The organism is Bradyrhizobium sp. BR 10289, assembly GCF_019455385.1.
GTDB lineage: Bacteria > Pseudomonadota > Alphaproteobacteria > Rhizobiales > Xanthobacteraceae > Bradyrhizobium.
In genome coordinates this window covers 58,868-79,512 of sequence record NZ_JACOFR010000012.1, presented here as the reverse complement: position 1 = coordinate 79,512, position 20,645 = coordinate 58,868, and the positions used below count along the sequence as shown (strand labels likewise).

Annotated in this window: 20 protein-coding genes; 9 read left to right on the top strand and 11 right to left on the bottom strand. The window is 64.6% G+C overall.

Features of this window, described 5'->3' with window-relative positions; all coding sequences use genetic code 11:
• Positions 1-39: 39 nt before the first annotated feature.
• Positions 40-1,038, bottom strand: a complete 999-nt coding sequence (cobS, locus tag HYH08_RS20635; RefSeq protein ID WP_220011647.1) for a cobaltochelatase subunit CobS — start codon at positions 1,036-1,038, stop codon at positions 40-42.
• 305 nt (positions 1,039-1,343) lie between these two features.
• Between cobS and HYH08_RS20630 the strand changes: the two genes are divergently transcribed.
• Positions 1,344-2,003: a DedA family protein gene (locus tag HYH08_RS20630; RefSeq protein ID WP_220011646.1), complete on the top strand. Its 660-nt coding sequence runs from the start codon at positions 1,344-1,346 to the stop codon at positions 2,001-2,003.
• An 11-nt stretch (positions 2,004-2,014) separates the two neighbouring features.
• Here the strand turns inward: HYH08_RS20630 and HYH08_RS20625 are convergent, their stop codons facing one another.
• Positions 2,015-2,395, bottom strand: coding sequence for a nuclear transport factor 2 family protein (locus HYH08_RS20625; RefSeq protein ID WP_220011645.1), 381 nt, complete (start codon positions 2,393-2,395; stop codon positions 2,015-2,017).
• Between the two features lie 71 nt (positions 2,396-2,466).
• Complete coding sequence (locus HYH08_RS20620) at positions 2,467-3,201, bottom strand: SDR family oxidoreductase (protein ID WP_220011644.1); 735 nt, start codon at positions 3,199-3,201, stop codon at positions 2,467-2,469.
• 111 nt (positions 3,202-3,312) lie between these two features.
• Between HYH08_RS20620 and HYH08_RS20615 the strand changes: the two genes are divergently transcribed.
• The gene (locus HYH08_RS20615; RefSeq protein ID WP_220011643.1) at positions 3,313-4,266 is read left to right on the top strand and encodes a LysR family transcriptional regulator; all 954 of its coding nucleotides are present in this window, start codon (positions 3,313-3,315) and stop codon (positions 4,264-4,266) included.
• A gap of 201 nt (positions 4,267-4,467) precedes the next feature.
• Here HYH08_RS20615 and HYH08_RS20610 read toward each other — a convergent pair whose 3' ends face one another.
• Positions 4,468-5,256 carry an SDR family oxidoreductase gene (locus HYH08_RS20610; protein ID WP_220011642.1) on the bottom strand — a complete coding sequence of 263 codons (789 nt, stop codon included), beginning with the start codon at positions 5,254-5,256 and terminating at the stop codon, positions 4,468-4,470.
• On the bottom strand, positions 5,253-5,582 hold the full coding sequence (locus HYH08_RS20605) for a nuclear transport factor 2 family protein (RefSeq protein WP_220011641.1): 330 nt from the start codon (positions 5,580-5,582) through the stop codon (positions 5,253-5,255). Before HYH08_RS20605 ends, HYH08_RS20610 begins: the two co-directional genes overlap by 4 nt.
• A 164-nt stretch (positions 5,583-5,746) precedes the next feature.
• On the opposite strand from HYH08_RS20605, the gene HYH08_RS20600 reads away from it, so the two are divergent.
• Positions 5,747-6,610, top strand: a complete 864-nt coding sequence (locus tag HYH08_RS20600; protein ID WP_249782284.1) for a LysR family transcriptional regulator — start codon at positions 5,747-5,749, stop codon at positions 6,608-6,610.
• On the opposite strand, the gene HYH08_RS20595 is transcribed toward HYH08_RS20600, so the two are convergent.
• Positions 6,607-7,827: a citrate/2-methylcitrate synthase gene (locus HYH08_RS20595; protein WP_220011640.1), complete on the bottom strand. Its 1,221-nt coding sequence runs from the start codon at positions 7,825-7,827 to the stop codon at positions 6,607-6,609. The genes HYH08_RS20600 and HYH08_RS20595 overlap by 4 nt on opposite strands.
• Before the next feature lie 81 nt (positions 7,828-7,908).
• Here HYH08_RS20595 and HYH08_RS20590 point away from each other — a divergent pair, with 81 nt between their 5' ends.
• Positions 7,909-9,003 (top strand): citrate synthase/methylcitrate synthase, encoded by a 1,095-nt coding sequence (locus HYH08_RS20590; RefSeq protein ID WP_220011639.1) that lies wholly within the window; start codon positions 7,909-7,911, stop codon positions 9,001-9,003.
• 105 nt (positions 9,004-9,108) lie between these two features.
• On the opposite strand, the gene HYH08_RS20585 is transcribed toward HYH08_RS20590, so the two are convergent.
• Positions 9,109-9,741, bottom strand: a complete 633-nt coding sequence (locus HYH08_RS20585) for a J domain-containing protein (protein WP_220011638.1) — start codon at positions 9,739-9,741, stop codon at positions 9,109-9,111.
• Positions 9,742-9,846: 105 nt separating this feature from the next.
• On the opposite strand from HYH08_RS20585, the gene HYH08_RS20580 reads away from it, so the two are divergent.
• The gene (locus HYH08_RS20580) at positions 9,847-10,122 is read left to right on the top strand and encodes a BolA family protein (protein WP_220011637.1); all 276 of its coding nucleotides are present in this window, start codon (positions 9,847-9,849) and stop codon (positions 10,120-10,122) included.
• Positions 10,123-10,256: 134 nt separating this feature from the next.
• On the opposite strand, the gene HYH08_RS20575 is transcribed toward HYH08_RS20580, so the two are convergent.
• From HYH08_RS20575 to HYH08_RS20565, 3 genes are read right to left on the bottom strand one after another with little or no spacing between them, the layout of a single operon-like run.
• Positions 10,257-11,561, bottom strand: coding sequence for an HlyC/CorC family transporter (locus HYH08_RS20575; RefSeq protein ID WP_220011636.1), 1,305 nt, complete (start codon positions 11,559-11,561; stop codon positions 10,257-10,259).
• Between the two features lie 30 nt (positions 11,562-11,591).
• Complete coding sequence (gene aroB / locus HYH08_RS20570; protein ID WP_220011635.1) at positions 11,592-12,740, bottom strand: 3-dehydroquinate synthase; 1,149 nt, start codon at positions 12,738-12,740, stop codon at positions 11,592-11,594.
• Positions 12,737-13,363 carry a shikimate kinase gene (locus HYH08_RS20565; RefSeq protein ID WP_220011634.1) on the bottom strand — a complete coding sequence of 209 codons (627 nt, stop codon included), beginning with the start codon at positions 13,361-13,363 and terminating at the stop codon, positions 12,737-12,739. The genes aroB and HYH08_RS20565 overlap by 4 nt, the downstream gene beginning before the upstream one ends.
• Before the next feature lie 147 nt (positions 13,364-13,510).
• Here HYH08_RS20565 and HYH08_RS20560 point away from each other — a divergent pair, with 147 nt between their 5' ends.
• The 4 genes from HYH08_RS20560 to HYH08_RS20545 all read left to right on the top strand — a co-directional run bounded on the left by HYH08_RS20560 (position 13,511) and on the right by HYH08_RS20545 (position 18,002).
• Positions 13,511-13,657: a hypothetical protein gene (locus HYH08_RS20560; RefSeq protein ID WP_014439243.1), complete on the top strand. Its 147-nt coding sequence runs from the start codon at positions 13,511-13,513 to the stop codon at positions 13,655-13,657.
• 17 nt (positions 13,658-13,674) lie between these two features.
• Entirely contained in the window at positions 13,675-14,649 is a 975-nt protein-coding gene (gene xerD, locus HYH08_RS20555; protein WP_220011633.1) for a site-specific tyrosine recombinase XerD, read from the top strand.
• 346 nt (positions 14,650-14,995) lie between these two features.
• Complete coding sequence (locus HYH08_RS20550) at positions 14,996-15,958, top strand: acetyl-CoA carboxylase carboxyltransferase subunit alpha (RefSeq protein WP_220011632.1); 963 nt, start codon at positions 14,996-14,998, stop codon at positions 15,956-15,958.
• A gap of 502 nt (positions 15,959-16,460) precedes the next feature.
• Complete coding sequence (locus HYH08_RS20545) at positions 16,461-18,002, top strand: L,D-transpeptidase family protein (RefSeq protein WP_220011631.1); 1,542 nt, start codon at positions 16,461-16,463, stop codon at positions 18,000-18,002.
• Between the two features lie 105 nt (positions 18,003-18,107).
• On the opposite strand, the gene HYH08_RS20540 is transcribed toward HYH08_RS20545, so the two are convergent.
• Positions 18,108-20,600: a hypothetical protein gene (locus HYH08_RS20540; RefSeq protein WP_220011630.1), complete on the bottom strand. Its 2,493-nt coding sequence runs from the start codon at positions 20,598-20,600 to the stop codon at positions 18,108-18,110.
• Positions 20,601-20,645 lie beyond the last annotated feature (45 nt).

Below are 20,645 nucleotides of genomic sequence, written 5' to 3'. Positions count from 1 at the left end.
TCGTCCCGGCGAAGGCCGGGACGACATGCCGCGAAGAGATCAGCTGAGCGCCACGTTGACCGCCGATTCCGGCAGCTCCGCGTTGAAGCAGCGCTGATAGAACTCGGCGACCAGGGGACGCTCGAGCTCGTCGCACTTGTTGAGGAAGGTGACGCGGAACGCAAAGCCGATATCGCCGAAGATGTCGGCGTTTTCCGCCCAGGTGATCACCGTGCGCGGGCTCATCACCGTCGACAGATCGCCGTTGGCGAAGGCGTTACGGGTCAGGTCCGCAAGGCGCACCATCTTGTTGACGATGTCGCGGCCCTCCTGGGTGCGATAGTGCTTGGCCTTGGCCAGCACGATCTCCACTTCCTCGTCGTGGCTGAGATAGTTCAGCGTGGTGACGATCGACCAGCGGTCCATCTGGCCCTGGTTGATCTGCTGCGTGCCGTGATAGAGGCCGGAGGTGTCGCCGAGGCCGACCGTATTCGCGGTCGCAAACAGGCGGAACGCCGGGTGCGGCTTGATCACCTTGTTCTGGTCGAGCAGCGTCAGGCGGCCCGAGACTTCGAGCACGCGCTGGATCACGAACATCACGTCCGGGCGGCCGGCGTCGTATTCGTCGAACACCAGTGCGACGTTGTTCTGCAGCGCCCAGGGCAGGATGCCGTCACGGAATTCGGTGACCTGCTTGCCGTCGCGGACCACGATGGAGTCCTTGCCGACGAGATCGATACGGCTGATGTGGCTGTCGAGGTTGACGCGCACGCAGGGCCAGTTCAGGCGGGCGGCGACCTGCTCGATATGGGTGGATTTGCCGGTGCCGTGATAGCCGGTGACCATCACGCGGCGGTTGCGGGCGAAGCCGGCGAGAATGGCGAGCGTGGTGGCGCGGTCGAAACGATAGTCGGAATCGACTTCGGGCACATGAGGATCGACTGCGGAATAGGCCGGCACTTCGAGATCGCTGTCGATCCCGAACACCTGGCGGACCGACACCTTCATGTCGGGCAGACCGGAAACTTCCTCAACTTTTGACATGGCGGCGGTCGTCATCAATCCTCCGAGGCCCCGGGCGATCCCGAGACCAGTTATTGCACGTTGGCTGCGGCTGGGTGCGCTTGCGAACCTATCAGAGACAACGTGCCGGCAGAAGCCCGCGCCTCAATCAAAGTTCCGTTGTCTTTTCATTTAGATAGGTCAGGAACGCAGTTTTTGGAGGGCTGCCTTGCGAATCACGCCCGAATTTCGGGCGGGGTAACCCCCTGCCCACGCGAATGGCACTTTCCGTGGCCAACCTTACTTATGTAGGGTCTGCCCCCTTCTGAACCCCTCAGCCCGCCGCCGACACGAAAGACGTCGTGACAACCTTCCTTGATCCCCTCATCTCCTTCGTCTCAGTCCATGCGTGGCTGGCCTATCTGACCCTGTTCCTGGCGGCACTGCTGGAGGCCGTGCCTGTCGTGGGCTCGGTGATCCCCGGCTCGACCATCATCCTGGCCCTGAGCGCACTGGTTCCGGGCGGCGAATTGATGCTGCAATGGGTGCTGCTGGCCGCCGCGACCGGCGCCGTGCTGGGCGACGGCTCGGCCTACTGGATCGGACACCGGCAGCAGCGCAAAATCCTCAACACTTGGCCGCTGACCAATTACCCGCGCGTGGTCGAGCAGAGCGAGGCGTTCTTCCACCGCTTCGGCACCTGGGCGGTGTTCTTCGCCCGCTTCGTGCCACCGATCCGCGCCTTCGTGCCGGTGACGGCCGGCGCGCTGGGGATGGCGCCCGCGAAATTCTACGCGGTGAACATCCCGGCGATCCTGGTCTGGGCCCCCGCCCATGTGCTGCCCGGCGTGCTGGCGGTGTCGGCCCTGCATGAATATGCCGGACTGCCGCATCACGGGCACCTGTTCAAGCATATGTGGATCTTGACGGTGACCGCGGTGGCAATCGTGGTCGGCGCGGCGGCGTGGATCTATCGGCGGCGGAATGGCGGCGGTGTCGCGGAAGCGAAGCCGCGAGCTTAGAGGCGGCGACGCTATTTGCTCTTCGGCGCATTGAGTAACACCCATAGCCGCGCGATCTTGCCGCCTTCAATTTCGGCCACGTCCACCCCCGTCACCGCGACCGGCCCGTCCTCGGGCCCCGCCTGCCAAGCCAGATGCGCCAGGCCATGATGACCGACGGCGACGCCATCAGGCACGAAGCGGAACGTGGGCCCAAACTGCGTCAAAAGATTCCCGGCGACGAGCGATATCTCTGCACGTCCCCTGACGACGTTGGTTGGCTCGTACATGACGGGCCCCTCAACGAACAGCTCGGCGATCGCGATTCGACGTTTGTCGTCGTCCCGCTCGTTGAAGACGCGCTCCAGATTAGAGCGCAGCAGATGGTCGAAATCGATATTGTCGGTCGTCATCTCGCAGCCTTTCGTACTTTCATCTTGTTGGGGACAGCGTTGCGGAAACAAAGCCGCGGGCACAGGGGCAGTCAGACCAGACGCGCGCCGCCATCGACGTGCAGCGTCTCGCCATTCATGAATTGGTTGCTCATCAGGAAAACCACGGCATTCCCGGCTTCCTGCGCAGTGCCGACACGGTGCAGCGGAAGCTTTTCCTTGAGCGCCACCACGTAGTCATCACGGCCCTCGCCAAGCGTACGTGCGAGGAGCGGGGTGTCGATCGTCCCCGGCGACAAGGTATTCACGCGGCGTGGTGCCAGCTCCAGGGCAAGGCCGCGGGCAAAGGCCTCCATTGCAGCGGAGGCGGCCGCGAGCACGGACGTCCCATATGCGTTGGGTCGATCGGCCAAGGCTCCGGAAATGAACGTGACGGATCCGTTGGCAGCGAGCCGGTCCCCAAGGCTACGCAACACATGCACGGCCGCCCAGATTCGCTCATCGAAGGCGCGGCGCAGATAGGCGACATCTGCCTCCAACACTTTGCCTGCGACGAAGCTGCCCGCAAGCAGAACGAGATGGTCGACTTGCGCGATGTCGGCGAGGGCTACGGCAATGGTCTCGGGCTTGGTCACGTCCGCAGCCCGCCAGCCGGCGAATCCGTTCTCCGCGGCAACTCGCTCGGCTCCGACGGGGTCGAAACCAATAACGATAACTTCGGCGCCCGCCGCTTTGGCCTGCTGCGCGGCAGCCAGGCCGATGCCGGATGTGCCGCCGAAAATGACGACGTTGCGATCTCTAAGGGTCTGAGGGGCTGGGTCGGTCACGGGAGTCGGTCCTTTCAAGAGCGGTCGCGCAACGCGCCGCCGATGAATGGAAACCTAGGCTGATGAGTTTTACTTGAAAATTGAGCCAATCTTCGCTTTTGTTATGCCATCATGGCACAAATCGCCCTTGATCGATTGACCGGTCTCATCGCGTTTGCCCGGTCCGGCTCCCTTGGCAGCTACTCAGCCGCCGCGCGTGCACTTGGGGTCTCGCCATCTGCGATCAGCAAGAGCGTGCAACGGCTGGAGCAGCATCTCGGGCTGCGCCTGTTCAGCCGGACGACGCGCTCGCTCACTCTGACGCCGGAGGGGCGGGACCTGCACGAGCGGACGCTGCGGCTTTTGCGCGAGGCGGACGCAATCGAGCAAGCGGCGGCGGCGGCGCGTTCCGAACCTGCGGGCACGCTGAGGATCGCCGCACCGCTACCCATCGGGGTGAATATTCTCTCGCCGGCCCTGTCCCGCTTTCGACAGCGCTATCCAAAGCTCATGATCGAGTTGCGGATCGGCGACCGCTACGTCGATCTGATCGAAGAGGGCATCGATGTCGCGATCCGCGTCGGCGATCTCGCCGACTCCCGGCTGATCTCGCGTCAGCTCGCGCCGCACCGCATCTGCGCTTTCGCCTCCCCCGACTATCTGGCCCGGCGCGGCACGCCGGTCCATCCCGACGAACTGGTCAACCATGACTGTGTGAACTTTCGCTTCCAGAGTTCGGGCCAGGCATTCCGCTGGCCGTTCCTGATCGGCGATCGCCTGGTCGAGATCATGCCCGACGCGGCCATCACCACCGATGTCAGTGAGGCTGTGGCCAGTATCATTGCGTCGGGCGCGGGCATCGGTATTAGCCCGACTTTCGTCGCAGCTCCTTATGTCAGACGCAAAGAGCTCGTGCCCGTCCTGCAGGATTTCGTCGTCCCCAGAACCAACATCACCGCGTTATGGCCGGAAAGCCGTCGAGGCAATCCGAACGTGAAGGCCTTCGTCGCGTTCCTGGGTGAGGTTTTTCCCCCGGATCCGCCGTGGGACGACATATTTGCCAAGACTCCCAGATCGAAGCCCTGAGACGGCCGAAGCCCTAGCGACGGCATGAGCTCGCGTGTCGGCCCACTTGCGAAGGTTGGCCGGGGCGCAGCAGAAGGACAGCCAAGGGCCACGAGTCGACAGTCGCGCTGACGCTGAAGAGTAGAGGTTGAGACAATCAGACCATGGCATGCGTTTGTCCACGCCAGGCCAGCTCGGCCAAGCGTGGACGAGTCCCTTTGATCAGACGGTCGGAATAGTGCCGCCGTCGATGACAAACTCGGAGCCGTGGATCGAGGCGGCGCGATCCGAGGCCAGGTAGGCGATGACGTCGGCGACTTCATAAGGTTCGGCCGCACGCCCGATGGAAATCCCGCCCAGACTGTCGAGGACGAGTTGCCGCGCCTGCTCGATCGTGCCGCCATTGGCGGCCTGCAGACGTTTCAAAAGGTCGACGGAGGACTCGGTCATGATCCAGCCGGGCGAGACGACGTTGACCCGTACGCCCTTCGGCCCCAGCTCCTTGGAGATCGACTTGCTGTAGGTTCTAAGCGCGGCCTTGGCGGCGGCGTAGGCCGTGGTCGCCTCGGGCAGAGGCAGGACCGACTGGATGGAGGTGACGTGCACCACCGCGCCCGCGCCCCGCTCGATCATCTGCGGAACCAGGAGACGATCAAGCCGGACGGTGGCTAGCAGGTTCAGGTTCAGCTCGGAGAGCCAGTGCTCGTCCGTCAGGGCGACAAAACCGCCGCCTGGCGTGGACGACCCGCCGATGACGTGGGCCAGGATGTCTACACCGCCCATCCGCTCGAGCGCCGCCTTGGCCAGTGCTTTCCCACCCTCGGGAGTTGTCAGGTCCGCCTGGACGAACTCGACACCGTCGACAGTCTCCATCGCTCCGCGGGCGGCGGTGATCACCCGGGCGCCGCCGGCGAGGAAGCGGTCGACGGTGGCGCGGCCCAGACCTTTGGTGCCACCGCTGATGAGCACGCGCTTGCCCGCGAACTCGGTCGGATCAGCCTTGATGGTCATGCCGTGATCTCCAGCGCCTTGATGGCGTCGTCTTCCAGCGTGAAGCGGTAGGTGAAGCGGATCGGGCTCCCCTTGAAGTCACCATGGCCGGGGCCTTCGACGACGACCTGGCCGTCTTCGTGCCGGACGGTGTCCGGCGTGAAGATCGCCTTTGCCGCGACTACCGCTTCCTCAAGCAAACGCCCGATCTCAGCGCGTCCCTGAAAGACGGTGCCGTTGTCGAGAAGGACGGCGTCGGCGGCAAAGGGTGTCAGCATGCCATCGGTGTCGAGGCAGGCGTTCGCAGCTACATACGCTGCGATCGGGGGAGGTAGTTGGAGCGACATTGTCTTGTCCTGCTTGCTGCGGTCGCAGCCGGGAGTGGCTGCAAACGCCTGCCAGCCAAATAGCGTTGGACATCTGGCGCGATAATCAGGACAATTCGGGATGCGTCATCACGAAAATCGGGACAATCTTGCCAAGCAGCTTGGACGAATTGGATGCCGTTCTCATGGTCGCCCGCCGGGGCAAGTTTCGCACGGCTGCGCTTGAGCTCGGGGTTTCAACCACCGCGCTCAGCAACGCGGTCGGAAAGCTGGAGCGCACGCTCGGCGTCCGGCTTTTCAACCGGACGACGCGAAGCGTCTCCTTGACAGAGGCAGGTCAGCGGTTCGTCGCACAAGTCGCTCCTGCCGTGCAGGACATTCATGAGGCGATGGAGGTTGCGCGCTCTCAACAAGCCACGCCTTCGGGCACCCTGCGCATCAATGCGTTTCCGACAGCGGCGCGGGAAATCTTCTCGTGGCTTGTCCTGCCGTTTCTCCGAGCGCACCCTCAGGTTCACATCGACATCGTCACAGAGGGGCGCCTGGTGGACATTGTCGCGGGCGGCTTCGACCTCGGCGTCCGTAGCTCAGATCTCGTGCCGGTCGACATGATCGCACTCCCATTGAGGGGCGCGCGGCGCAATGTTGTGGTGGGAACACCGAGCTATTTGAAAGCGCACGGGACGCCCCTCATCCCTCAGGATCTCGCCGAGCATGCCTGTCTCCGCGTCCGGCTTCCCGATGGTGCAATCTACCGCTGGCCGTTCGAGAAGGACGGACAATCGGTCCATATCGACGTTGAGGGTCCCATCACCCTCGACGAAGTGAGCCTCGCGCGCACCGCGGCCCTCGCTTCCGTCGGTCTCACCCTGGCAATGGAATCCGACGTGCGAGACGACATCGAGGCAGGCCGCCTTGTGCGCGTGCTCGAGGATTGGACGCCCATTCGGTCGCCGTTGAGCCTCTACTATCCGAGCCGGCGCAACCCGACCGCCGCGTTCAAGGCGTTCGTCGACTTCGCCCGGCGCGGAGCCATTGCCGGAGACTAGGTGGCCGTCGCCGCCCTCCGCCCCGGCGCAGGCCCCACATACCTCGCCCGCGGCCTGATCAGCTTGCCGAACTGCAATTGCTCGCTGGCATGCGCGATCCAGCCGACGCTGCGCGCCATCGCGAACAACGCCAGCTCGCTGCCGGCCGGCAAGCGCAGCGCGTGCACGAGCACGGCGAGCGCGTAGTCGATGTTCACCAGCTCGCCAGTCGCCTCGATAATCCTTTCCGGCACTTCGCGCGTGAATTTGCGCGGCGCACCGGCGCGAGTGAGCGCATTCAGCAGCGATTGCGCACGGGGATCGCCGCGCTTGTAGACGCCGTGGCCGAAGCCGGCGAAGCGTTCGCCGAGCGCGACGCGCTCGCGCACCATCGGCGCGACGTCGCGGTCGATCAGCGTTTTCACGAGCTGCGAAGCCAGCACGCCGGCGCCGCCGTGTTTTGGGCCCTTCAGCGCGGCGAGGCCGGCGATGACGGAATCGTAGAGGTTGAGGCCGGTCGAGGCGGCGCAGCGCGCGGTGAAGGTCGAGGCATTCAATTCGTGGTCGGCGAGCAGCACGAGCGCGCGGCGAATGAGATCGGGGGCATGCTTGTTGTCGGGCGCCCAGGCTCTTGCGATCTGCTGATGCAGCGGCTCGGGCGACGGCTCGGCGTTGAGCATGGTCGCAACCAGCAGCCGGACGATGCGTCCGCCGACCATGGCGCGGCCATCGGGCGCGCGGGTGAAGGCGCGCGCGTCCGCGCTGGAAGCAAGCGCGAGTACGGCGATGGCCCGGTCGATCGGTGCGGCCCGGCGCGCGGCCTCCGCAATGGCGCGCATCTCGTCGGAGATTTCCGGCTGATTGTCCGGGTCAAAGGGATCGACCTCGGAGACATCCCACAGCAGCGTCGCCGTGTGCTCCAGCGTGTCGTTCTCGGCGAGATCGACGCAATTGACGCCGCGGTAGATCGCGCCGTCCTCGGTGATGGTCGAGATCTCCGTGTCCATCACGGGCAGATCGGCATCGAAGCTGCGCAGGCCGCGCGGCTCGGGCGATGGCACGCGGCGCTCCTTGAGGGCACGGACGTCCTCGGCGCGGTAGCGGTTCTTGCGCGAGTCCGGCGTCGGCTCGGAGCGGATCAGCCCACGGCTGACATAGGCGTAGAGGGTGGCCGGCGAAATCGCGAGCTCGGCGGCGGCCTCCCGGGCGGACAGGTAGAGCCCATCGGAATTTTTCATATTGATTTATGTAATCAAGATTGATCAATCTGTCGAGAGGTCCGATTTTCCCGCCGTGCAGTGCAAAAGGGAGATTGGGCCATGAACATCCACCTCACCAAAAGCCAGATCGGGCTGGACGGCGTTCCCGCGGCCGAGACCGTGCTGAGCCATGTCGATGGCGAGCGCGGCGAATTGATCATCGCCGGCGAGCATGTCGGCCGGCTCGCGGCCGACTCGAGCTTCGAGGGCGTGACCGCCCGGCTCTGGAACGGCGCCAGCAAGACCACGCTGAGCGAGGCCAATGTGCGCTCGCAGCTGGGCGTGGCGCGCGAGCGCGCCTACGCGCGGCTGGACGAGCTTTTGCCGGCGACGCGCGGCATGGGCATCGTCGACGGCTTTCGTGCGGCGGTCGCCGGGCTTCGCGCCGAGCACGGGCTCGAACACGAGGCGACCATCGTCGGTGCGTTCCCGGTGATCGCGGGCGCGCTGGTCCGGCGCGCCAAGGGGCTCGATCCGATCGCGCCCGATCCTGACGTCAGCCATGCTGCCGACACGCTGCGCATGCTGCACGGGCGTGCGCCGGCGGCGCGCGAGGTGACCGCGCTCGATGCCTATCTCGTCACCGCCAGCGACCACGGCATGAACGCCTCGACCTTCACCGCGCGCGTGGTGGCCTCGACGCAGGCCGATCTGTTCGCCGCTGTGACCGCGGGTTATTGCGCGCTCACCGGCCCGCTGCATGGCGGCGCGCCGGAGCCGGTGCTGGAGATGCTCGATGCGATCGGCTCGCGCGAGCGCATCCAGCCGTGGGTCGATGCGGCGCTGGCGCGCGGCGAGCGGATGATGGGTTTTGGCCACCGCGTCTATCGCGTGCGCGATCCGCGCGCCGACGTGCTCAAGACCGCGGTCGAGGCGCTCGCCTCCAACGGCACCGATCTGCCGTTTGCCGGCGAGGTCGAGGCGTATATCCGCAGCGCACTGCGGAAGAAGAATCCGGAGCGGCCGCTGGAGACCAATGTCGAGTTCTTCACCGCCATCCTGCTCGATGCGCTGGCGATCCCGCGGCAGGCGTTCACGCCGATCTTCGCGGTGGCGCGTAGCGCAGGCTGGACCGCGCATGCGCGCGAGCAGCAGCGCACGGGGCGGCTGATCCGGCCGAGCTCGTCATATGTGGGGGCGATGCCGGAGAGGTGATGAAGTAGCCCGGATGGAGCGAAGCGCAATCCGGGAAAGCTTATCGTTGTGTGAGAAAGCCCCGGATTACGCTTGCGCTCCATCCGGGCTACGACGTGGCGAGACTCAGGCCTCCCGCACCACCGTCTTCAGATAGTTATACGCCTTGATGATCTCGATCAGGCGGTCCTCGGTGGAGCGGTCGCCGCCGTTGGCGTCGGGGTGGTGCTGCTTGACCAGCGCCTTGTACTTGCTCTTGACGTCGGCGAGCGTGGAATTCGGACCCAAGCCCATGACCTGGAGCGCCTTGCGCTCGGCGTTCATGACCTTGCGGGTCTCGGCCTTGGGCTCGGCCTCCGGGCCCTTGCGCCAGCTGGCGCGGCCGTTGATCTCGGAGAACATGCTGAACGGATCGGACGCCATGTCGATGTCGGCTTCCGTCCCCTTCTTGCCGCCATTGGCGCCCATCTTCCAGGTCGGACGATGGCCGGTCAGCGCATCCTTCTGGTAGCGCGCGACCGCGTCGGCGTTCATGCCGGAGAAGAAATTGTAGTTCTGGTTGTACTCGCGCACGTGGTCGAGGCAGAAGTGCCAGTACTCGCGCTGGTTCTCGCGACCCTTCGGCGCGCGGTGCGCGCCCTTGTTCTGGCACCCGGCCCACTCGCAGCCCACGACGGTGTCGCGCGGCTTCACCTCGGGCTGCTTGCCCCGCGGCTTCACCCGAATGGAGTCGAAGAATTTTGATGAATCGATCGGCATGGCTGACTTTGACTACGCAATGCAAAAACCTTCAAGTCTTGACATTGCAATTAGCGGCAAACCCGGCAAATAACGGATGCGATCTCTGCACCCGAATGGCACAACATGGTTATGCGAGACACTATCAGCAACAAGTTGCAGGAAGCTTTCACGCCGGAAAGCCTGCAAGTCGTTGACGAGTCACATTTGCATGAGGGCCATGCCGGCCATCGGCCGAGCGGCGAGACGCACTTCCGTGTGTATATCGTATCGCAGGCCTTCAAAGGGAAGAGCCGGGTCGACCGCCACCGCATGATAAATGCGGCGCTGGCCGCGGAACTCTCCGGCAGCGTGCACGCGCTGGCGATCCATGCGCAGGTGCCGGGGGAAGGCGGGAGCTAATCTCAGCCGTCATGCCCCGCGCAGGCGGGGCATCCAGTACGCCGCGGCGAGGGTGGTGAGAGCGAGCTCTCCAACGTTCGCCTCTGGGATACTGGATCGCCCGCTTTCGCGGGCGATGACACCGGTGTTGGCGGCTAAAACGACGTGCCGGCCCGTCTCGGCTTCGCCTCTTCCATCTCGGCATCCCGCGGCACCGGCGAAATACGGAGCGCGGTGATGCGGTTGCGTTCGCGGCGGAGGACGCGGAAGCGGAAGCCGTGGAACGTAAAGCTCTGGCCGCGATCGGGGATCGAGCGCGCCTCGTGAATGACGAGGCCGGCGACCGTGGTTGCCTCTTCATCGGGCAGATGCCAGTCCATGGCGCGGTTGAGATCGCGGATCGGCACCGAACCGTCGACCACGACCGACCCATCAGGCTGGGCGCGCACGCCGGCGACCACAACGTCGTGCTCGTCGGAGATGTCGCCGACGATTTCTTCCAAAATGTCTTCCAGCGTCACGAGACCTTCGACTTCGCCGTACTCGTCGACCACGAGCGCGAAATGGGTCTTGCGGCGGCGGAACGCCTTGAGCTGCTCGGCGAGGGGCCGCATCTCCGGCACGAACCAGGGCGGCAGCGCGATGGTGGAGACGTCGATGCGCGAGGTGTCGCCGTCGGCGGCGCGGATCGCGCGCAACAAATCCTTGGCGTGAAGCACGCCGATGATGTTCTCCGGCTTCTCGCGCCAGAGCGGAATGCGGGTGTATTCGGTCGCCAGCACCTCGCGCACCAGATCGTCCGGCGGCATGTCGGCATTGATCATCATCATCTCGGTGCGATGGATCATGACGTCGGAGACCTGGAGTTCGCGCAGGTCGAGGAGGCCGCCGAGCATGTCGCGGTCCTGTTTCTCGACCTTGCCCTCGTGGTGCAGCAGGTCGACCGCACCACGCAGGCGTTCGGTCGGCGACAGGATCGCCTGGTGCTCGCCGGCAAGGCCAAAGCCGCGCATCAGCAGACGCACGATGACCTCGACGACGCGCAGCAGCGGACCCAGCACATACATGGTCAGCCGCATCGGGCGCGCCACCGCGAGCGCCATGCGATCCGGCGCGTTGATCGCGATGGTTTTCGGCAGCACCTCGGCAAAGATCACCACCAAAGCGGTCATCACGCCGGTGGCATAGAGCACGCCGACATCGCCGAACCAGGCGGTGAAGATGGCGGTCGCAAGCGCGGATGCACTGATGTTGGCGATGTTGTTGCCGAGCAGCAGCGCGCCGATCAAGCGCTCGCGCATGTCGAGCAGCTGCGAGACGACGTCGGCGTCGCGATTACCCTGCTTGGAGAGCCGCAGCATGCTGGCGCGCGAGGCGCCCGTCAGCGCGGTCTCGCTCGCGGCGAAAAAGCCCGAGACGAGCAGGCAGATAATGACGATGGTGAAGCCGAGCCAGTCCATGCAGCACTCGAAAAAACGTTCAGCCGCGCATCAAGCCTTCTGCGCGAGCTTGTCCTTCAGGAAATCGCGCACCGGGGCCGGCTCGACATCCTTTGCGATGACGGCGCGTCCCACCGCCTCCAGCAGGATGAAGGTGAGCTTGCCGCGCTTGACCTTCTTGTCCTGTGCCATCAGCGTCATCAGCGCGTCGGCGTCGGCAAGGCCTTCCTGCGCGAAGCCCGCGATGTCCTGCAGGCGCGTCGGCAGGCCGGCTTCGATCAGGTGACGCTCGACGCGCGTGGCATCGGCTTCGCCGATCATGCCGAGCTTCGCGGAAAACTGCGCCGCCAGCGTCATGCCGATCGACACGCCCTCGCCGTGAAACAGGCGATCGGAGAAGCCGGTCGCGGCTTCCAGCGCGTGGCCGAAGGTGTGGCCGAGATTGAGCAGCGCGCGCTCGCCGGTCTCGCGCTCGTCGCGCGAGACCACGCCGGCCTTGGCCCGGCAGGAGGTTGCGATCGCGTGCTCGCGGGCCGAGCCGCCCTTGAAGATATCGGAATGGTTCTTCTCCAGCCAGGCGAAGAAGGCCTCGTCGCCGAGCACGCCATATTTGGCCACCTCGGCGTAGCCGGCGCGGAACTGGCGCGGCGACAGCGTGTCGAGCACGGCGGTGTCGGCGATGACGAGCACCGGCTGGTGGAAGGCGCCGAGCAGATTCTTGCCCTGCGGCGAGTTGATGCCGGTCTTGCCGCCAACGGAGGAATCGACCTGCGCCAGCAGCGAGGTCGGCACCTGCACGAAATCGACGCCGCGGCGCAGGATAGCCGCCGCAAAGCCGGCGAGATCGCCGACCACGCCGCCGCCGAGCGCGATGACGAGATCGTTGCGCTCGATCTTTGCGGCGATCAGGGCCTCGCTGACCTTTTCAAGGCCCGCATAGGTCTTGGAGATCTCGCCTTCCTCGACGATAATGCGCGATGTCGGGATGCCGCTCGCTGCGAGCGTCGCCTCGGTCGGCTCGAGCCAGTATTTGGCGACGGTGCGATCCGTCACGATCGCGGTGCGGACGCCGGGACGCAAGTTCGCGACGCGTTCGCCGAGCGAAGCCAGTACGCCGCGGCCGATCACGATGTCATAGGCGCGGTCGCCGAGCGCGACGTCGACATTGACGGGGTCGGAATGTTTCAAAGGCGCGGTCATTGGACGGCACTCGCGACGTCGGCAGGGGTTTCGGATGCGGCGGCCTGGCCGCAGAGATGGGCGTGCAGCGTCTCGATGCATTCGTCGACAATTCTGTCGTGCGGTACGTCGCGCGAGGCGATGGTGAGGTCGGCCTTGCCGTAGATCGGCTCGCGCTCGGTGAGCAGGCGCGTCACGGTTCCTTCGGGATCGGCGGTCTGGAGCAGCGGGCGGTCGGCGCGGCGGCGGACGCGGCGCATGATGACGTCGTGGTCCGCCCGGAGCCAGATCGAGACCGCCTTGGACGCGATACGATTGCGCGTCTCCTCGCGCATGAAGGCGCCGCCGCCGGTCGCCAGCACCGCCGGGCCGCCGTCGAGCAGACGGGCGATGACGCGGGCCTCGCCGTCGCGAAAATGCTGCTCGCCGTGACGCTCGAAAATCTCCGGTATGGTCATGCCGGCCGCCGCCTCGATCTCGGTGTCGGCATCGACGAAGGGCAGCTTGAGCCTGATAGCCATACGGCGCCCGATGGTGGATTTGCCCACCCCCATCATGCCGACGAGCACGATCGAGCGCGCCCCGAGCGCCGACACGATGTCGGCCTCAGGAGACACTTGTGCTGGCGACGCGGCGTCGGACATATCCCTCGCTCGATCTGCCGCCAAATGCGGCATCTGGGCCACCTATACGACCCCCAAGGGGCCCTCGCCAGAGGACTCTTGCCACGAAAGGGCGAACATGTTGGATGATTTCATTGGTTAATTTGCCACGCCTCGAGACCCTGCCCGATGCCCAGCCTGTTCCGCTTCCTGACGGTCGTCGCCGTGATCGCCGGCATCGTCTACGGTGTGGTGTTCGCGCTGGCGAACTTCGTCAGCCCGAAGTCGCGGGAAATGACGGTGACGATTCCGCCGGATAAATTTCTCAAGAAATAGGAGCTAGCCTGACGGGCATGCCTGCCAGACCTGCTGCCAACAAGCCCTCAGACACCAAGCTCACCGGCCTGTTCCTCGACATGCTCGCGGCGGAACAAGGCGCCGGCCCCAACACGCTCGACGCCTATCGCCGCGACCTCACCGATTTCTCGGAGTTTCTCGGCCGGGTCGGCCATAGCTTTGCGGACGCGGAAACGCAGACGCTGCGCGATTATCTCGCCGATCTCGACAGCCGCGGCTTCAAATCCACCAGCGTCGCGCGGCGGCTGTCGGCGATGCGGCATCTCTACCGCTTCCTACTGAGCGAGCGGATCCGCGGCGACGATCCCGCCGCGATCCTGTCCGGCCCCAAGCGCGGCCGCGGCCTGCCAAAGGTGCTGTCGATATCAGATGTCGACCGCATGCTCCGCCGCGCCAAGGAATTGAGCGAGGCGCAAGATGCCTCTCCCTCGAAACGGCTGCGCGCGCTGCGGCTGTATTGCCTGCTGGAAGTGCTCTACGCCACGGGCCTGCGCGTCTCCGAGCTGGTGGCGCTGCCGCGCTCGGCGGCCAAGCGCGATGCCCGCATGATCGTAGTGCGCGGCAAGGGCAACAAGGAGCGCCTGGTACCGCTGAACGAGGCCTCGCGGCAGGCGATGGCGGATTACCTTGCCGCGACGGAAGCCGCGAACGGCGAGAAGAAGAAAGACAGCCTTGCTGCGTCGAAATGGCTGTTTCCCTCGTTCGGCGAGAGCGGACACCTGACGCGGCAACATTTTGCCCGCGACTTGAAGGAGCTCGCGGTCGCTTCGGGCTTGCAGGCCCGGCTGGTCTCCCCGCACGTGCTGCGCCACGCCTTCGCCAGCCATCTGCTGCACAATGGCGCGGACTTGCGCATCGTGCAGACGCTGCTCGGCCACACCGATATCTCGACGACGCAGATCTATACCCACGTGGTGGAGGAGCGGCTGAAAAGCCTGGTGCGCGACCTGCATCCCCTGGCGGAGAAGTAAAGAAGTAAACAGGTCTCGTGCCCCGGACGCGGCGCAGCGTTCCCGGCGATGCGAAGCATCGTCCGGGTACGGTGCGACGCAGAGCCGGGGCCCATGCCGCTCGCTGGGCCCCGGCTCTGCGCAGCAGCGCCAAGAAGCGCTGCAGCGCGTCCGGGACACGAGACCGCCGACCGGACGCCAAACTCCGCCTTGACTTCGGCCACATCTCCGCAGAAAGAGCCGTGGCCTTATCCTTGATTTGCGGCGCTCCCGGGAGCACACAAGTCAACCCTTTGAAGAAGCTACACTTCTTGTCCAGAAGCCAACCTGCTTCGCTTCCCACGCCCTGTCCCCCTATATTGAGTTGATGCCAGATCAGATGCGCAGCTATCTCGACTTCGAAAAGCCCGTCGCCGAGCTCGACTCCAAGGTCGACGAATTGCGCACGCTTGCGGCCTCCGGCACCGACATCACCGATGAGATCGGCCGGATCGAGGACAAGGCGGCGCAGGCGCTGGCCGACCTCTATCTGAACCTGACGCCGTGGCAGAAGACGCTGGTGGCGCGGCATCCGCAGCGGCCGCATTTCAACGATTTCATCAAGGGCCTGATCACCGAATTCACCCCGCTCGCCGGCGACCGCAAGTTCGGCGAGGACGAGGCGCTGGTGGCCGGCTTCGGCCGCTTCCGTGGCGAGCCGATCTGCGTGATGGGCCAGGAAAAGGGCGATTCCACCGAGAGCCGCATCAAGCACAATTTTGGCATGGCGCGGCCTGAGGGTTACCGCAAATGCGTGCGGCTGATGGAGATGGCCGAGCGGTTCGGCCTGCCGGTGCTGTCGCTGGCCGATTCCGCCGGCGCCTATCCCGGCATCGGCGCCGAGGAGCGGGGACAAGCCGAAGCCATCGCGCGCTCGACCGATGCCTGCATGGCGCTGACCGTGCCGAACGTTGCCATCATCACCGGCGAGGGCATGTCCGGCGGCGCCATTGCCATCACCACCGCAAACAAGGTGTTGATGCTGGAGCACGCGATCTACAGCGTGATCTCGCCGGAAGCCGCCTCCTCCATCCTCTGGCGCGACGGCTCCAAGGCGCAGGAAGCCGCCAACAACATGAAGATCACCGCCCAGGACATGCTCCGCTTCGGGGTGATCGACGCGATCCTGAAGGAGCCGGTCGGCGGCGCCCACCGCGACCCCGCCGCCATGATCGCCACCACCGGCGATGCCATCGCCAAGGCGTTCGACGAGCTCCGCGGCCTCGACGGCGAGGCCATCCGCAGGCAGCGGCGGCAGAAATTCCTCGATATCGGCCGGAAACTGGGCTGATTCGCGACTTTCCCCGTGTCCCGGACCAGCGCAGCGAAGCGGAGCGCAGAGCCGGGACCCAGAAACTCCAGGATTCGCGTTGGGCATGGGCCCCGGCTCGACGTCGCACCGCTACGCGCTGCGCCGCGTCCGGGGCACGAGACCTTCCCCGGTAACCCCGCGTTAACCCTTTTTTTGCCCAAATCGGCGATCTCAGTGGGGTTTTGGGCGGTAAGTCCAAGTTACGGCCCAGTTTAAGTCTCTGTTGACCACAGCTTTGGGCCAACGGGCTCGTGATCCCCGCTCGGGTTGCGACCACATGACCCAGAGGTTAGAATTTTAATCAATGGCTTCAGGGCATAAGCGCTGAAGCGTGGTCTCGAAAAAGCCCGTCATGGCGGGTCCGGATGTCCGGTCGGATCATGCTTCGGGATCGGGGTTCGCGCTCTCTGCCCGGCACGGTGTGGGGTCCATCTTGATTTCTCGTTCGCTTGCTCGCGCGCTCTTGGCTTCGGTTGCGCTGATGACGGCCAGTGTCCTGCTGGCCGGCTGCGATACCGACCAGGTGTCGCTCGCGACCAACGCCAAGGCCAACCAGCCGGTGCCGCCGAAGCTGGTCGCAGCCATGGCCGAGAAGGACATGGACCTGCAATCGCCGATCCTGGTGCGCCTGTTCAAGCAGGAGGCCGAGCTCGAGGTCTGGAAGCAGACCCGCAGCGGCCAGTTCGCGCTGCTCAAGACCTATCCGATCTGCCGCTGGTCGGGCGATCTGGGTCCGAAGGTGCGCGAAGGCGACCGCCAGGCGCCGGAGGGATTCTACTCGATCAATCCGAGCCAGATGAATCCGCAGTCGGCCTATTACCTCTCGTTCAACACCGGCTTCCCCAACGCCTTCGACAAGGCGCTCGGCCGCACCGGCTCGCAGCTGATGGTGCATGGCGATTGCTCTTCGCGCGGCTGCTACGCCATGACCGACGAGCAGATCGCGGAGATCTATTCGCTCGGTCGCGAATCCTTCTTCGGCGGCCAGAAGGCGTTCCAGCTGCAGGCCTATCCGTTCAAGATGACGCCGGTGAACATGGCCAAACACCGGAACAACCCGAACATGCCGTTCTGGAAGATGATCAAGGAAGGCTATGATCATTTCGAGGTGACGCGGCAGGAGCCGAAGGTCGATTTCTGCGAGAAGAGATACGTCTTCGACGCGGCGAAGTCGGCGGATGCCAAGCGCGACCCGGTGTTCGACGCCTCGGCCAAGTGCCCGGCCTATGTGATCCCCGAGGACATCGCCAGCGCCGTGCGCGAGAAGCAGGCGAAGGACGAAGCCGAATACGCCAAGCTCGTCGCCAAGGGCACGCCGATGGCGCGCATGAACACCGGCATCGACGGCGGCATGAACAAGATCTTTGCCGCCAAGATTCCGGAAGGCTCGACCGGCCTGTCGGAAGAGGCCGAGGGCTCGACGCTCCAGTTGCTGGCGATGTCGAAGGCCCCGGGCACGATCCCCGGACACGTCAATCCGCCGAAGCCGAATCTCGATGCGGTCGCCGCCGCTCCGGCCCAGGAGCCGGCCGTCGCCGTCAGCGCGCCCGTGGCGAACACCCGCGTCGCCTCGGCCCAGCCGGCCGAAAAGCCCCAAGAGAAATCTCAAGAGAAATCTGAAGGCGGCGGCTTCTTCTCGGGTCTCGGCCGCAAGATGGGCTTCAGCACCGCCGACACGACGGCAACCACGCCGCCGCCACAGGCGGCCGCAGCTGCTGCCCCGGCCACGACCACCACCACGCCTTCGAGCGCAGCATCGCGGCTGAAGGCCGCCGTGACGCGGTTCGTGCCCGGCCACGACAAATCGAAAGATGCAGCGAAGGACGCGCCGAAGCCAGCCGTTGCGGCGGCCAAGCCGGCCGAGCCGCCGAAGCCGCAGCAGCCCGATACTCGCTTGGCCCAGACCCGGCCGGCGCTGAAGCCGTCGGTGTCGGATGGCGCCAGCGACAGCACCCAGATGGCCGGCGCGGCGCCGGTGGTGTCCTCGAATTCGTTCGAGAGCCGGTTTGGGGCGGTGAAGTAGGAGCGGAGCTCTTTCAAACGAGGTGGAACGAAGAGCTACTCTTGGCACTTTGAGTTCGAATGGACGCCCAAAGTTCCTCTCGATTGTCACGAGGGAGAGTCGATTTCATTTATTGTTTATTGATTGGTCGATTTTCTGAAGTTGCTGCTGATCGAACTTCAGCAAATCCTTCCCGAAGTCTTTGACTTGCTGCGCTGTGTTGCGCAGCGACTGCCCCCCCTCTGTGACGTTCTGCTTGACGCCATCAATGCCTTTCGCGACAAATTCTTTGCCTTGATCCCACACCGACTGATCCTCGGGATTGGTCGGTCGCGGTCCCATCAAGGTTTTTGCTGCTGCTTCGGTCGTAGCCTCAGTTGCGGCTCCAGACACCTTTTCTTTGGCGAAACCGACAGGATCCTTCCTCAGCGAACTGGCATCAGACCAGCCATCGGACAAATTCTCAGGAGTTATTTTAGACTCGGCCTGATTCTTGAGATCGACCAACTTATTCTTTAACTCAGTAGCCTTTTCCGAGAGCGTCTGATTGCGCGGCGCTGAATCCGTATTGGAATTTGCATCGTTCGACGCGCCATTCGATGCGGAGACTTGCGGCGAGGTCTCGTCACTTCCCGAAACGCCGATATCCTTCAGACGATCGGGAGAGGTGGGCGAGTTCGCGTCGCAATCTCCAGAGCATAAAAAGTCGTCTTGCTTCTGGTTACCCGAAGCTTGCTGAGTTGACTGACCAGAACTTGCATTTCCCTCATCAGCCATCTGCGCGGAATCAGCTGACGGCGCCGATCCCTGCCCAAGATTGTTAAAGGTTTGAATCTTGGGCGGGTCGCTCCAGGTATCGTCGGAATAGGTCTTCACCGTAACATTGTCGGTCAGGATTTTTGAACCGTCCGAATCCAGTGTGACAAATCCTCCTTCCTTCCGAGGCACGTATGTTTGCGTCCGTTCAAACTCCTGATTTCCGACCGTCCATGTATCTGTCTGAGTGACTGTACCGTTCCGGTTCTGATGGATATTTGTAAAGACGTCTGCCGATTTCGGCGGTACGAACCCAGCCGAGCCGCGAGCAGCCGGCGCTCCGCCTAATATGGCAGCACCGGAGAGCCCCGCCCGTCCAGGCACGCTCATGCCGGCGGTTGTTCCGGCGTTTGGACCGACGAGAACGGTACAGTTCGAATATCCGCACGTGACCACAGGCGTATTCCCGACCGATACGGTGCTCACACCGTTCGCCCTCGTTTCGGATACTTGCTGGCCGTTGATGTTGCCGCTCAGGGTCGTCGGGCCGCCACCGTTCACCGTGTAGGTCTGTCCATTGACGGTGACGGTCGTCGTCTGCTGGGCAGATCCTGCGCCTGTCACGGTGGCGGTGATGCCGTTGGCGGTGGTCGTCATCGCAGTCGGCGTCACCGCGCCCGTCCCGGAGATGACGACGTCGGCTCCGGCATACGCGCCGTTGCTTGCCCGATAGGTCTGTCCAGCCTGGCACGGTGCCGGACTACAGGTCGGCGTATTTCCTCCAGACCCGAAACTGACCGTTCCCGCCGGCGCCGTGGACTGGACCTTCATGGCCGCAGACGACGTCGTCGCGGCAGCGGGGGTCATCCCGTTGCCGGGCGATGCAGACGCAGAGGCTTTGGCAACCGGCCCTGCGGAGTTCGGCGAGCCTGGCGCGCCGAGCGCCTGCTTGGACGAGATTGGAGCCGGACGCGATGCGCCACTTGCATTGACCGGACCGGATACGGAGGCATTCGATAAACTCGTTGGACTTGCCGGCGATGCAGCCCCGCCGACACCGGCGTTCGCGGGCGATGCCGCGCTGACCGCGCCCGAACTCGCTGCATTTGCTGGCGCGGGCATTTCGACCTTCGCACCGCTCGTAACGGATGCGCCGACCTTTGCTGCCGAAGGTTCGGATTGCTTGAGATTGCCTGGAAGCGGCGTCACGGAGACAACGCCATTTGCGGGCGGCCCCCCCTTCGCCGTCGTCTCGATCGGCGGCGACACCACAGGGCCGACACTCCTGGGCGCATCGAGCCCACTTGCCGGATTTTTCGGATTCCCAAGAGGCGGAAGGTCTGTTGGAACGACCGGACCGATCACTTTGATCGGGTGAGCCTCGTTCTTGGCCACGGGCAACCCTGACGCCGCGGGAGGAGATACAACGGGCCCAACGACCTTGGGGGGAGCAACCAGGGCGGGCTTGCCGGCGATCTTCGGAACATCGGCAACCGGCTTCGGCACGTCAACCCTGGGTGCGGCGACCACCGCCTTCGGCACATCGACCTTGGGAGCCTGCACCACAGGCTTCGGCGCATCCACCTTCGGCACGTTCACCACGGCCTTCGGCACGTCCACGCGCGGCGCTGCCGGTCTGGGCACGTCGACCTTGGGTACGCTGACGGTGACGTTCGGCTTCGGCACGACGACCGTTACGGCGGGCCGCGGAACGGGCACGTTCGGGCGCGGCACGGTGACCGCTGGAATGACCGGCCTGATGACGGGCTTCGGAATTTCAACGGCGCCGGCGGCCGTGGCAAACCCATCGAACAGAATGATTGCCGCCGGAAGACCGACGATGAAGCGCTTTGCAGTCGGCACGGCTTCCCCCATCGACGAGAAAACAAGATCAAAAGCAATGATTTA